A 13,225-nucleotide genomic window follows, 5' to 3' on the forward strand; every position below is an offset into this window, starting at 1 on the left:
GGCATGACAGACCCAATGATTTTATCAGGCCCTGCAAATGACATCGACTCCCTCCGACAACCGTTAATCGCTGGGTCTGAAAAAGTCCAACAACAGATAATCCCACAGTTAGCTGAGTTGGGTAATGAGGGATTAGACGTGTTGATGGAATTTTTACTGAAACGACGTGAGAACCCAGCGACTTGGATTGATGGCAAAGCTTACCAAGTCCTTTACAGTTCTGATGCACCTCAAGTCAAAGAATTTTTGCGCTCCTGTTTTCCTGAAGGAATTGTACCTCTAAAATCAGAGTGCGGGATTAACTATAATTCTTTGCAACAGCTACTTGCTGTTCAAGACTTCCAAGCAGCCGATCGCGTCACCATCGAAAAAATGTGCGAACTATCAGGGCCAACGGCTGTACAACGAAAATGGTTGTACTTTACTGAGGTAGAAAATACCTCGGCTGTTGACTTGCAAACCATTAACAACCTCTGGTTAGTCCACTCCGAAGGTAAATTTGGTTTTTCAGTGCAGCGAGAAATCTGGTTAAGTTTGGGTAAAAATTGGGAGAATTTCTGGCCGAAAATTGGCTGGAAAACAGGTAATACCTGGACGCGATACCCTAACGAGTTTACCTGGGATTTGAGTGCGCCTAGAGGTCATTTACCCCTCTCTAATCAGCTTCGGGGAGTACGAGTCTTTGCTTCTTTACTCTCTCACCCTGCTTGGTCGAAGAATCCAGAAAAATGATTTTGAGCCTACGTACAAATAGATTATGATTAATCCCACGAACCGAGAATTCTACGTCATCATTGAACGGGATGAAGATGGCTACTATGTTGGAGAAGTTCCTCAGCTAAAAGCCTGTTACAGTCAGGGAGAAACAATTGATGAGTTGATGGTTAATATGAAAGAAGTAATTGAACTTTGTTTAGAAACAACAAGTGATGAAAAAATACCAGAATTTATAGGTATTCAAAAGGTAGTAATTTAATGCCAAAACTACCAGTTTTAACAGGTAAAACAGTTATCTAACGCCCTTGAGAAAAAGGATTTCATGCGGTGCGTCAAAAAGGCTCTCATGTACAAATGCAACATGAAGATGGGCGGTTAGTAACTATTCCTGTTCATGCTGGTAAAACAATAGGTAAAGGATTATTACGCAAAATACTACGCGATGTTGAACTTACAAGGGAAGAGTTTATAGGTTTGCTGGAATAATAGACTTGGGAAGTTTTCCACTAATCCCAAATCCACAATCTCAAATTAGATAATGGCAAATGTTCGTCTAGAAGATATTAAGCGTAGATTCAATAATGTTACCGCTATTGAGGATATTACCTTTGAAATTCCTGATGGCGAATTTTGGGTTTTAGTTGGGCCATCGGGTTGTGGGAAGTCTACAATTTTGCGAACGATCGCAGGTTTAGAAACCGCTACATCTGGCAATCTCTATATTGGCGATCGCTTGGTGAATAATATCCCAGCCAGACAACGGGATGTGGCGATGGTGTTCCAGAACTACGCTCTCTATCCTCACATGAGTGTGGCGGAAAACATCGGCTTTGGGTTGCAAATGCGGAAGGTTGACCGGAAAATCATTCAAGAACGGGTGATGAATGTGGCGCGATCGCTTTCTCTGGATCACCTGCTGGATCGTAAGCCCAAACAACTTTCTGGGGGACAGCAACAACGGGTAGCATTAGGGAGAGCGATCGCTCGCGAACCACAAGTGTTTTTACTTGATGAACCTTTATCTAATTTAGATGCCCAATTACGCGATGATACAAGGGCTGAATTGAAACAGCTACATCAAGAATTAGGCATTACAACTATTTACGTCACCCACGATCAAGTTGAAGCGATGACTTTGGCTGATAAAATTGTCGTGCTAAATCGCGGGCGAATTCAACAAATCGGCGATCCCCAAACTATTTATGCAAGTCCTGCTAATCAGATGGTGGCAACTTTTTTAGGCAGTCCACCAATGAATATTTTGCCTGCAATCTATGAAAGTAATGGTTTTGATGTGAGTGGGCAGTTATTAGCAATTCCAGCAGTTGTGAAAAAATTACAGTTGCGTCAAGGACACAGTTATGATTTGGGGATTCGCCCAGAGCATATTTTTATTAACGAACCGCCCTCCGGGTTCACAGTCGCCTACGGCGCTGATTCACCAAGTCGCCTTGGCGCAGCCTCTCGTAGAGAAGAGCGCCAAGAAGTAAATGAGGGTCAGCTGATCGTGGAAGTTAAGGTGGTGGAACCTTTGGGAAGGGAAACTTTGATTCGTGCTGGCTTACCTAGTTCTCCGGTGGTGTTAAATATTCAGGTAGGCGGGGATGTGCGTCCGCGTCCAGGCGATCGCCTTTCTCTACAACTCGATTTAAATCAATTGTTTGTATTCGATCCCAAAACTGGAGACAGAATCTTATAAATAATTTTTTTAACTGCCATAAATAATCACTAATTCCCAATTTTTTGTAGCCAGAATCTAAGAAAATAATAACTGCAATAGAGACTTAATGGATTAGCTGCAAAAACTTATATGACTATTAATCGACGCCATTTCTTGTTTTTACTCACATCAGGAGCGGGTGCTTTTGCATTAGATGCTTGTGCATTGGCAGAGAAATCTCCTCAGGGAAACACTGCAACTTCCGAGACAACACCAAATACAACACCAAATACAACAGCAAATACAACACCAAATATAACAGGGGCTATCCAACTACCGCCTTTACCTTACGCCTACGAAGCACTGGAACCACACATCGATGCCAAAACGATGCAATTTCACCACGATAAACACCACGCAACTTATGTGAAAAACCTAAATGCAGCGTTAGCCAAACATCCAGAACTCAAAGGCAAAAGTGTTGAAGAACTGTTGCAAAAACTTGACAATGTACCACAAAATATTCGCAATACAGTACGCAATAATGGCGGTGGTCATGTGAACCACTCAATGTTCTGGCAAATTATGAAGCCAAAAGGTGGGGGAGAACCAACGGGAAATATAGCCTCCGCGATTAATCAGAATTTTGGCTCTTTTGCAGCTTTCAAGAAACAGTTTAATGAAGCTGGTGCTGGTCGTTTTGGTAGTGGTTGGGTTTGGCTAGTGCGTAACAAAGGTGGCAAGTTGGAAGTGACAACTACAGCTAACCAAGATAGTCCCTTAAGTGCAGGTAAATATCCTATCTTGGGTAATGACGTATGGGAACATGCATATTATCTCAATTACCAGAATCGCCGCGCCGATTATTTAGATGCTTGGTGGAATGTGATTAATTGGGATGAGATTAACAAGCGATTTGCAGTAGCAAGTAAACTTGCCTGAAACTAGACAATATTTGAGAGTTATAGGCGCTTAAAAACTGGCAACAGAAACAATATTCTGCTGCCATTTTTTTAGATGTGATAAGGTAATCGTCATTCATTTTTTCAGAATGATTCGCTTGTATAGGACTATGATTTGATTTCTGACAAAGCTCACCCTAAACTCGAAAAGACTGATTCCATATTTCCTCCTCCCCACTGCCTACCTATTACACTTCGCGCAGCAAGTAGATAATTTCAAAAATAAAATATTGATTCCTATAGTAAGCAAAGCCATTGCATTGCATATTTTTAATTAAAAATTAACCAAAATTTACCAAAAATATTTCTTGTTTATGTATATGTTTTTAAGTAGAGTTCGATAAATTCTTTACTACTGTTTCTCATGAAAATTCGTAAAACTTTGCTTGGATTGACAATTGGTGTACTTTCTACAGTCAGCATTTTGGATATCTGGAACATTCAAAAAGTAAAGGCTGACTCTGTAATTGATACCAATTCTGATCTGTCAGTTTGTAGAAAATTTGTCGCTGGTACATACCTTACGACAATTAAAGATGCTAGTGGAAAGTTTGCTTCACGTGCGCTGATCGTTCTTACTGAAGAAGGCAACTTGATTACTAGTGACTCAAACCAAGGTGGTGTTACGGGTCAGTTTGATCCTTTTACCACTTCTCAGGGTACTTGGGCGTGTAATGGAAAGAAGGCGATTACAGGTCGGGCACTCAACTTTAGTCTTTCAAACAAGGGCGGTAGCGGTATTGCAAGAAATGATTATAGAGCTACTTTTAATCCAAGAACTCAAACGGTAGAAGGGACAATTGAGCTTCGTCTGTTTGGTCTACAAGGAAATCCACTACAAGGTAATGGACAAAATGGAGGGTCATTCTTCTTTACAGGTCAGCTTGTCACTGCTAGATAGGATGAGTTCATTAACTCAATAAGGATAAAGGCGGCATTGTCGATGTCGCCTATTAGTGAAAATTAGCAAACAGTCTACACATATTTTCGCACTCCTCCTTACAAAGGTTTTTGAGAAGGTACACCTATAGGACGGGGAAAATTAGCTGGTGTGTTTGTTACCTTACGTACATAAAGGCAATGACGGATGCTATTACTTAGAGGAGTAGTAAATTCTTCAATTAATTCAATCATACCACCTAGCTGGTTAACAGCATTTTGCAAAGCTGTGGTTTCTTCCTCTGTCCAATTACCACGATAAATTATGGCTAAACCATTTTGTTTGAGTAATGGTAGAGCATATTCTGCACAAACAGAGGCTGTCCCAACAGCGCGGATAAAGGCAATATCGTAGGCTTGTCGGTGTTGGGGTTGCTGACCAATTTCTTCAGCCCTACCAACGAGAGTTTTGGCATTAGTCAGAGCAATTTCACTTAAGATTTTTTCAATAAAAGTAATTTTTTTCCGGGTCGAATCCATCAGAGTAATTTTGCAATTAGGTGCAGTAATTGTTACTGGAACACCTGGAAAACCTGCACCTGTGCCAATATCAATCACAGATGCAGTTTCTCCAAGAGGTGGGAGAAATTTTCCCTGCGGCGCAATTCCTCGCAGAGAATCCCAGAGATGTTTTTCCCAAAACTCTTGGGGATCAACGATCCGAGTTAAATTTAGTTGGCGGTTACCTTCTAGGATTAACTCATAAAGCTTTTGAAATTGCGCTTGCTGTTGGACACTTGGTTGCCAATTGAGAGTTTGCTGCCAGATTTCTGCCATCTCAGGCAATAAGTTAGTCATTTGTCATTAGTTATTATTTCTTCCCCTGCTTTCCTTTTATACTGCTGGTAGAGGTTCTTTAACTTTGGCTTCTAGTGACTTTGGGTCTACTGATTGTAGTTCGCCGTGGTTGAGTGTCCAGCAACGGTCTGCGATCGCTAACAAATCCCCAGCATCGTGTGTCACTACCAACAGCGTCCAATCTTGTTTCAGTTTCGCTAATAAATTTACCAGTTGCCGACGCATTGACCAATCTAACCCAGCTGTGGGTTCATCCAATAACAGTAAATTTGGCTGGCGAATCAATTGTACTGCCAAAGCTAAACGTCGTTGCTGACCACCGCTCAAAGCATGGGGGGCGACGGAGAGCGATAAATGCTCTAATCCAACCTCGCTCAGGGCCTGTCTGACTCGTTCTGACCCTAACTCAGGATGTCCTAAACGCAATTCTTCTAAAATTGAACCACCACAAAAGTGCCGCTCTGGAAACTGAAATACCAACCCAGCTAACTGTTGTAGCTGTTCGGCTATGAGTTCTTGCTCCCGCCAGAAGAGTGCGCCGCTAGTGGGTTCGGCTAGCCCGGACAAAATTTCTAGTAAGGTACTTTTTCCCGAACCACTAGGGCCAATAATCAGACCTAGCTGCTGGGGTGCTAATTCCATATCGATCGATTTGAGAATCGCTGTTGGGCACGCTGTGGGATGATAATTTAGATTTCGGAGATAGAGCATTTGTTAAAATTACCAAAAAGTCAGTAAATTACTGATTAGCTACACTGAGAGCATCTGGGAAATTTTGGAAAAATTTCTAGCGCATTACCTGGATTAACACCTTAATTTAGCAGCCAGAATAATCCACTTTTTCTCCATTGTCGCAGACTCACCCTTAAAACTTTGGCTATAACCAGCCTGGGAACATGGAAAAATTACCAAAGTCAACTTTTATATAAGAAAATTTTGGTTGAAGCAGAGGCAAGTTAAAATTAACCATTTTTGCATTCTAAGTAACACATACAACTATTTCAACCGCAATTATTCTGAGGGTTAAAATGACTAAAAGGTTTTCTTCGCCTCGATTAGTAGTGTCTCCGAGAATCACTACCCTTGCTCAGACTGCTTTAGGCGCTGCGATCGCCTTTGGCGTTGCCCCTTGGGCAATCGCACTTAATTTGTGGGTAAATCCCTCCCTGGCTGGCGATCCGTTTCGCAATCGCGAACCTCATCAAATTGGCGACCAAACAGAAGCAGCTTTTAAAGCGATTTTCCAACAGGGCAACTATCCAGCAGCAGAGCGTTATCTAGAACAAGCACTAACCAAAGAGCCAAATGAACCTCTAGCTTATGCCATAAAAGCATCTTTAGCATACGGAAATAAGGATTGGGCTAAACTAGACACATACAGCAAAAAAACTCTAGAAACCGGACAAAAACTGATTTCTAGCGATCCATTACGTGGTAATTTATACACTGCTGTTGGCCATTTTTTAGAGGGTGCAGTAGTTATCAGCCGTGAGGGTACAGTCAACGGTGTACCGGAAGCCTTTAGCCGGTTGCGGCAAGTTTATGAATATTTAGACAAAGCCGAAGCAATTTCTGCCAACGATCCAGAACTGAATTTAATCAAGGGTTATATGGATTTATTATTGGCGGTTAATTTGCCTTTTGCTAGCCCAGATCAGGCAATTGGACGTTTAGAACAAAATGCTGCTCCTCGGTATCTAGTGGATCGGGGTATTGCTCTTGCTTACCGGGATTTAAAACGGTATCCACAGGCACTAGAGTATGTCAACCGGGCGATTACAACCACATCAGATAATCCAGAAGTTTATTATCTTAAAGCCCAAATTCTTAAACAGCTGGGGCAAAAAGAAAAAAGCCAGCAGATGATCCAGGAAGCGATCGCTAATTTTGACAAAGCATTGGCTAAAAAATCCCAACTTCCAGGCGGTTTAGTCAAACAAATTGAGGGTGAACGCAGCAGGGCTGTTAGTTTGAAGAATCCTGGGTAATTGGCTATAGGGCATTGGAAATAATTCAGTCCCCACTCCCCACTTTGATATGCTTATTTGCAGAAGAGTTAATTGAGATATTAGACCAAAATGGAGATTCAGTTCCGCGAAATTAATCCTTTCGATGTGTGGATTTGGCTGAAATTCAGCACAAATCCTTCTACACGTGAAAAGCAGTATGTAGAAGAAGTTTTCAATTCCTGGTTTTATCTGGGTAAATTGGGTGCATTTAATGCAGAAAATCTTCAGGTGCAGGACACCGGACTCGATATCAGCTACATGAATTATGATGAGCAAGGCTATGACAAAAGCTTACTAGCACTGATGCACAACATTGGTGAGTTTGAATATGAGGGTCAGTGGGGGCGTTGTTGGTTTGACTTAGGAACCAGTGATGCGATCGCTCTAGATATTTTAATCAACGCCCTCAGCCAGCTAAGTCAGGAATATGTGACCATTGAAGAATTGTACATCGGTGGCGAAAATCCAGATTGGCCTATTGAGGGTAGCGAAAGTCGTCCTCAATCTATTTACGATAATTAGTTACAAAAATGAATAAAGCAGGGGAAATTCGGGTAATAGCCTTAGGGTTAATTCGGAATGGCGAACGCATATTTCTTTCTGAAGGCTACGATCCTGTAAAGCAAGAAACATTTTATCGGTCTTTGGGCGGTGGTGTTGAATTTGGCGAAACCAGCCGCGCCGCCTTAGAACGGGAGTTTCAAGAGGAAATTCAGGCAGACTTAACGAATATTAAATATTTAGGTTGTATAGAGAACCTATTTACATTTAATGGTAGGCAAGGTCATGAAATTATTCAGCTTTATCAATGTGACTTTGTTGATTCAAAATTTTATCAACTGGAAAGTTTAGTTTTTTCAGAATCACAACATCATAAACATAGAGCGTTATGGATAGATATCTCTCGCTTTAAATCTGGGGAATTAAGATTAGTACCTGAAGAGTTTTTTAAATATTTATAAGATATCTGGAAATTTCCTAAGATTACTTTGCTGTTAATTATGCTACCGCACTCAGCAAAGACACAATATAACGGTTGAGACTAACAGGTAAGCTGTTCTTGAGCAAGAGGAGCAGGGGAGCAAAAACGCTTATCCGAGTAGTATTGAGCGGCACTCTGCGTCAATCACAATCCGACTATGGGTACATTACTCAATTATTGTGCAATGCTATTGTCTAGCAGAACAGATTCTAGGAAAAACCTTTATGGATTCGGATTCATCTGTAGTGCTAATCAATGTTTTTGCTGTTCCTCAAGGTTTGGAAGATGAGTTTCTTAGTAAATAGCATCAAACTGCCCAACTCATGAAAAATGAGCCTGGGTTTATTGAAACTAAGCTACACCGTAGTCTTGACCCAACTTCTCGGTTTCAATTTATTAACATTGCAAAGTGGTCTACTCAAGAAGCTTGGCAAGCAGCATTTTCTAAACGTTTAGCTCAACAAGAAATTTTTGAGCAACAATTGCCAGTTGAAGCCAACCCCGCCCTCTACAAAGTTGAAGTGCAATATTAAGTTCAATATAATCGAACGAATGGCACGCTTGAAAACGTGAAACCTTTGCTCTTGGCTCTTTATTGGGGAGAAGCTAGCCGCTTGCGTTTCTTGATTTCAAATCAAATTCTTAACCAATTTCTCCTGCCCTCAAGCCTCAAAAGTCACTTAAATAAAGGTTTAGCGTTTTTCAAGTGTGGCATTTTGCTCTTAGCCTTTGGATTTATGAAATTTAATTATTGCTAATTGCGTTTGATTATTAAACTCACTATTCATAGACTATTATAAAAGCCTTATTGATGGAAGCAAATTCTGAACAATTGCCTTAACAGTGTAATCTGCATTCGCTTCTGTTCTGTCTAATCAATGTCTAGCTGTTTGAAAAGCTGTAAAATATTAAGTATCAAGTTTTTGTTAAATTTGCTCAAATCAGGATAAATCTATCAAAGGTTATATTTCAATCTAGACTCCGTAATTCTACCTTCTAATATGCCTAACGATAGAAGACTTGAGAGCAAGCCACAAGCTAATTATTATATATAATTAACTAACAAAAACTTGAAATTCTTAGCTGTAAATGAATATACAAATTCAACAGTTATTAATCCAATCAATGGCAACATCTCTAGACGATCCACTAATTGATTGGCAATCAGAAAATCTTTTAAAGATATTAGTATTTGTTTTTATATTTTGTATAGCAATTGCCATAAATATTATTAGTAGTAAAGTTGAACATGCAATTATTTTTGCTTTTGTATGCACGCTCATTTCTGTGGCTTTTCTGATAATTAAATAAGCGTAACTCTCAATCCAACTTGTACTGGGAAGTTGGTTGAGAGTTGAGTCGATGGTCAGAGCAGTCTTATTTGGAGGACAATTAGATTGCTCGAAGATTACCTATTGCAGATTGATTCAAGGTCAAGTAGAAATGAGTTTTTTACTTGACCATTTTTGAAATGATTATGTCCTGGATATTGCTTTAGCTGTTAGAGGTGAACTGTCATAGTGTGTTAACAAGTCAGATGGATCGTCGTAAATGGCGATCGCATCTTTTAATTGACTATCATCAAAACCACCACAACGAAGCGCGATCGTGCCAACACCAGCTTTATTTGCAGACTCAATATCGTAAGGAGTATCTCCCAGCATTACAACAGAGGATGCTTGCATATTCAACTTGCTCAAAGCAGCTTCGACAATATCTGGGTCTGGTTTGGAAGCTTCGGCATCATTAGATGTTGTCGCCTCATCCTGACTCAGGAGGTCATCAACTTGTGCAGCTTTCAACAATACTGATAGTTCTTCACTGGTTGCTGAAGTGGCGATGATTAGACGCAACCCAACAGATAGCATCTTCAATATTAGCTGCCGCGTACCATTGGCAGGAGCCAGATTTGTTGCAAACTTGTTAACGATCAGTTCTTTGCGTTTGTCAGCAATTTCCTTACCCTTTCCTTGTCCATCGGAAAGTCCTGGTGCGAACTTAGGAATAATCTGGTCGCCTCCCATGCCAATCAGCGGTCGGACTTGCTCGAACTTTACCTCATAGCCAAAGGTAGCAAATGCTTCTACCCAAGCTTGAGCATGGGCATCATTACTAATAACAAGCGTCCCATCTACATCCAAAATTACGCCTTTATATGCCATTGAGAAATCTCTCGGTTACTTTAGTACCTCTACGCTACTGAAAAATTGTTGCCATAACCTCTACCTTGGTTGTTACTTCCAATGACAGAACTACTGTAAATGTGGAACCAACTCCCAGTTTATAAGTGAGGTTGAAGGGAGCAGCGGCAGCAACTTCACTAGTCCTTTAGCGATCGCTAGTTATAAAAGAGTGCTATCAAAAGGATATAGTTTGATAAAATCAGTTGCTTTGCTTTGGAATGAACCGACAAGAGCTATGCTAATTGGTAGAAACATAAGGCTGTTGGAGAAACAGATTTGCCCAAGCGGACTTTTCCGGTAGAGTGTCCTTACAGTTTGGTAGAGATTGTGGACTATGATTTCTACCCCGGTGAACCAAGCAAGTTACTAGATGAATCAGAGCAGTAATCTCAACCTGAAATGTTAAATAATTCTAGCTCAGTATTTAAACTCTAATTAACACAAATCATCTGTGAAATCCTATTTAAAGGGATTTACTAGAGAAGACTTTACAGACCATTATCATGTTCACCTTCACCGTAATATCTTAAAAATCTGAACTTCTTGTTAACATATTTATAGTGAATTCTTGTTGAGGATGGTCGTTGAGTAACCCTGAAACGATGTTCTTTAGTTTGTGCTAAATATTCATCTTTTAGATATGAATCTTTAGCTGCTTCTTGCTGATTTAATGTTAACCTCTTTGCCGCATATTCAATAATTTGCTCTCTATAAGTTTTAGTTTTAACAATATCTTTTAAGAAAGCATTTGAAAACTCATATTCGTAAATTGGTTTGCTGTTTAACTTTTTAAACATAATGTTTAATGCCGTTTTAAACTTTTCGATTTCATCTAAACTGTCAGGCCAATAGTCTGATACCAAATTAATATGATTAAGCCATTCAGTTGGTTTGGCGATAACCAAAGGAGCTATTTCAAAAGAGTGGCACTCACATGAAAAAAAATAACCTCTTTTGATTCTATTAGCACCTAAACATAAATATATTTTTTCCCTTCTATCAATTACTATGTGCATCAGCTCTAGAAAAGCAAGTAAGGTTAAGTCTCCAATTTCGCTACAGTCTAGAGAAGGTTGAACCAAGCAAGAAGTTAGGTTTTTAGAGTTATGTATACACTCTTTAGTGTTGTTAAAAGCTCTATATATAACTTGAACTATTCGCAGGTTCCAATCTCTATTTAGCCGCCAAGGTGGTAATTGTGGAGAATCCCAAAGGAGCTTTTCTAGCTCGTCTGTCCAATATATTTTTGTTATTTGATAATCATTAATATAATCTAAGTTTTCTAATAAATGCTGTAAAAAATCATCTCTTTTTTCTGCATCATGCCAGTCAGATTCAGATACAAACATAATTCCAGGATCAAAAACAGTTTTCACAACTTTTCCCTATTTTTCACCTTTACTACTATTACTTCTAGACAATTGTCGCTTCCTTAGCCCTGCTTTTAAAATATTTTCCTGTTCTAATGCAGCTTGATCAAAGAAGTCTACAGGCCAATTAATAACTCCAAAGTTTTCATCAATACAGATTTCTTCACAGACAGAACCAGAATCAGTTGCACTAATAAAATATATACCAATTAGTGCTTTTAATACGCCTGTTTCATCCTCTACAATTCTTCTGACTAATCTATTTATAATATGATCGCTGTGAGTCTCTACTATCACTTTCTTCCCAGATTTAGCTAATGCAATAAAATAATCAGCCAACTGCATCTGAAGATTTGGATGTAAATGAATTTCTGGTTGTTCAAGCAGGAGAGTATTTCGATGTGGCATCCTCAAACCTTCTAGAATAATGGGAAATATTTGACTTACTCCAAAACCAACATCAGCAATGCTAACACGAGTTTTAGAAGCACAGCTTGAATTAAGATTTAAATAGACAATTTCATTTATAAGCTCAGATTTCAGCCCTTTTATATTCATCAAATCAAGCCACTCTTGTACGGCAGCAGATAAAGTTAATTCCTTTTTAGGCTTGAATGAGTTAGCTTTTTGATCATAGAAATAGTGATTAGAAACAGTTTTATCTTGATCAATTAAATAAATATATGCTGCATTCTCACCTTTCACGCCGATTTCTGTAATTTCATCTTCATATATATATCTTCTAGATGGTTCTTCTCTTAGAGGGCCTATGTAGCTATATGAAGAAAGAATCGTTTGAAGCAAGTTGTTTATTCTATAAATTGAAAACGAAACATCTGAAAAGTTAGCAATTTTCTCAGAATCAGCTTCAATCGAGATTGGCCCGATTGAAAATAGACTAGTGAATTTTATCTTTGCAGACACAGATCCACCTTCATTATTTGATTCTTCTCGAGAAATTCTATTTTTTAAATTTTTCCAAATAATTGTGTATAAATCATTGTCGCCAAGTTGCACATCAATTGAAGCACCTGGTATCTTCTGTTTATCTGAACCTACTGCCTCAAGATTAAACTGGAATTCTTCAACGATTATCGTTTTAATATGATTTTTATTCTTGCTTCTAGGTTTAGGCGCTCTCAACACAACCTTCACATACACAAGAATGTCGTGAGGCTGAGGGAGTAATCGTTTAGGAAAAAGATCCCCCAGTAAATATCTCAATGGCATGGCATTTACCCTAGAGGCTGATCTCTGATCCTCTTTAGTAAGCTGAAAGTTAAGCTCAAAGCATAATTTGTTGTCTAAGTTTTTCTCAAAAACTATGTTTTCAAATGAGCCTAAATGTACAAATCTTCCATTTAGTAAAAGAATTTGATTTGGAGCTTGACTTTCAAGAGTTTGTTTTAGCAGAAGTACACTTTGCAAAATTGAACTTTTACCACAGCTATTAGTTCCACATAATATAGTGATTGGTTTAAAGTTTAAATTTTCTAATTCTTTGAATCCCTTGAAGTTTTTTAAAGAAATGTTTTCCAACATATATTTTTGCCTTCAAGTCACTCTGTTACTCAATCAAGTATACTTCTGGAAGATGAATATTTT

General features: G+C 39.1%; 14 protein-coding genes and 1 pseudogene. 10 read left to right on the forward strand and 5 right to left on the reverse strand.

Annotated elements, in window-relative coordinates:
* Positions 1–3: 3 nt before the first annotated feature.
* The 6 genes and pseudogenes from V7L01_RS26610 to V7L01_RS26635 all read left to right on the forward strand — a co-directional run bounded on the left by V7L01_RS26610 (position 4) and on the right by V7L01_RS26635 (position 4,240).
* Positions 4–732: a GUN4 domain-containing protein gene (locus tag V7L01_RS26610; RefSeq protein WP_335040137.1), complete on the forward strand. Its 729-nt coding sequence runs from the start codon at positions 4–6 to the stop codon at positions 730–732.
* 25 nt (positions 733–757) lie between these two features.
* Positions 758–976: a type II toxin-antitoxin system HicB family antitoxin gene (locus tag V7L01_RS26615; protein ID WP_322685392.1), complete on the forward strand. Its 219-nt coding sequence runs from the start codon at positions 758–760 to the stop codon at positions 974–976.
* A 65-nt stretch (positions 977–1,041) separates the two neighbouring features.
* Positions 1,042–1,203, forward strand: a pseudogene (locus V7L01_RS26620) (type II toxin-antitoxin system HicA family toxin); the annotation flags it as partial.
* Between the two features lie 52 nt (positions 1,204–1,255).
* Entirely contained in the window at positions 1,256–2,416 is a 1,161-nt protein-coding gene (locus V7L01_RS26625; RefSeq protein ID WP_335040139.1) for an ABC transporter ATP-binding protein, read from the forward strand.
* Between the two features lie 111 nt (positions 2,417–2,527).
* Entirely contained in the window at positions 2,528–3,319 is a 792-nt protein-coding gene (locus tag V7L01_RS26630; RefSeq protein ID WP_335040141.1) for a superoxide dismutase, read from the forward strand.
* Positions 3,320–3,703: 384 nt separating this feature from the next.
* Positions 3,704–4,240, forward strand: a complete 537-nt coding sequence (locus V7L01_RS26635; RefSeq protein ID WP_335040143.1) for a hypothetical protein — start codon at positions 3,704–3,706, stop codon at positions 4,238–4,240.
* A 98-nt stretch (positions 4,241–4,338) separates the two neighbouring features.
* Here V7L01_RS26635 and rsmG read toward each other — a convergent pair whose 3' ends face one another.
* Both rsmG and V7L01_RS26645 read right to left on the reverse strand, forming a co-directional pair.
* On the reverse strand, positions 4,339–5,076 hold the full coding sequence (gene rsmG / locus V7L01_RS26640) for a 16S rRNA (guanine(527)-N(7))-methyltransferase RsmG (RefSeq protein WP_335040145.1): 738 nt from the start codon (positions 5,074–5,076) through the stop codon (positions 4,339–4,341).
* A gap of 36 nt (positions 5,077–5,112) precedes the next feature.
* Entirely contained in the window at positions 5,113–5,787 is a 675-nt protein-coding gene (locus V7L01_RS26645) for an ABC transporter ATP-binding protein (protein ID WP_335040147.1), read from the reverse strand.
* A 317-nt stretch (positions 5,788–6,104) separates the two neighbouring features.
* Here V7L01_RS26645 and V7L01_RS26650 point away from each other — a divergent pair, with 317 nt between their 5' ends.
* The 4 genes from V7L01_RS26650 (at position 6,105) to V7L01_RS26665 (ending at position 8,600) form a co-directional block, all read left to right on the forward strand.
* Complete coding sequence (locus V7L01_RS26650; protein WP_335040149.1) at positions 6,105–7,064, forward strand: Sll0314/Alr1548 family TPR repeat-containing protein; 960 nt, start codon at positions 6,105–6,107, stop codon at positions 7,062–7,064.
* A 90-nt stretch (positions 7,065–7,154) separates the two neighbouring features.
* Entirely contained in the window at positions 7,155–7,607 is a 453-nt protein-coding gene (locus tag V7L01_RS26655) for a DUF3531 family protein (RefSeq protein ID WP_335040150.1), read from the forward strand.
* Between the two features lie 8 nt (positions 7,608–7,615).
* Positions 7,616–8,047 carry an NUDIX hydrolase gene (locus V7L01_RS26660; RefSeq protein ID WP_335040152.1) on the forward strand — a complete coding sequence of 144 codons (432 nt, stop codon included), beginning with the start codon at positions 7,616–7,618 and terminating at the stop codon, positions 8,045–8,047.
* A gap of 343 nt (positions 8,048–8,390) precedes the next feature.
* Complete coding sequence (locus V7L01_RS26665; RefSeq protein WP_335040154.1) at positions 8,391–8,600, forward strand: antibiotic biosynthesis monooxygenase family protein; 210 nt, start codon at positions 8,391–8,393, stop codon at positions 8,598–8,600.
* Positions 8,601–9,542: 942 nt separating this feature from the next.
* Here V7L01_RS26665 and V7L01_RS26670 read toward each other — a convergent pair.
* The 3 genes from V7L01_RS26670 to V7L01_RS26680 form a co-directional block, all read right to left on the reverse strand.
* Complete coding sequence (locus V7L01_RS26670; protein ID WP_335040156.1) at positions 9,543–10,229, reverse strand: HAD family hydrolase; 687 nt, start codon at positions 10,227–10,229, stop codon at positions 9,543–9,545.
* Positions 10,230–10,738: 509 nt separating this feature from the next.
* Complete coding sequence (locus V7L01_RS26675) at positions 10,739–11,626, reverse strand: hypothetical protein (RefSeq protein ID WP_335040159.1); 888 nt, start codon at positions 11,624–11,626, stop codon at positions 10,739–10,741.
* A gap of 9 nt (positions 11,627–11,635) precedes the next feature.
* Positions 11,636–13,162: a DUF3696 domain-containing protein gene (locus tag V7L01_RS26680; protein WP_335040161.1), complete on the reverse strand. Its 1,527-nt coding sequence runs from the start codon at positions 13,160–13,162 to the stop codon at positions 11,636–11,638.
* Positions 13,163–13,225 lie beyond the last annotated feature (63 nt).

The sequence above is a fragment of the Nostoc sp. genome, assembly GCF_036917095.1.
Classification (GTDB): Bacteria; Cyanobacteriota; Cyanobacteriia; order Cyanobacteriales; family Nostocaceae; genus Nostoc.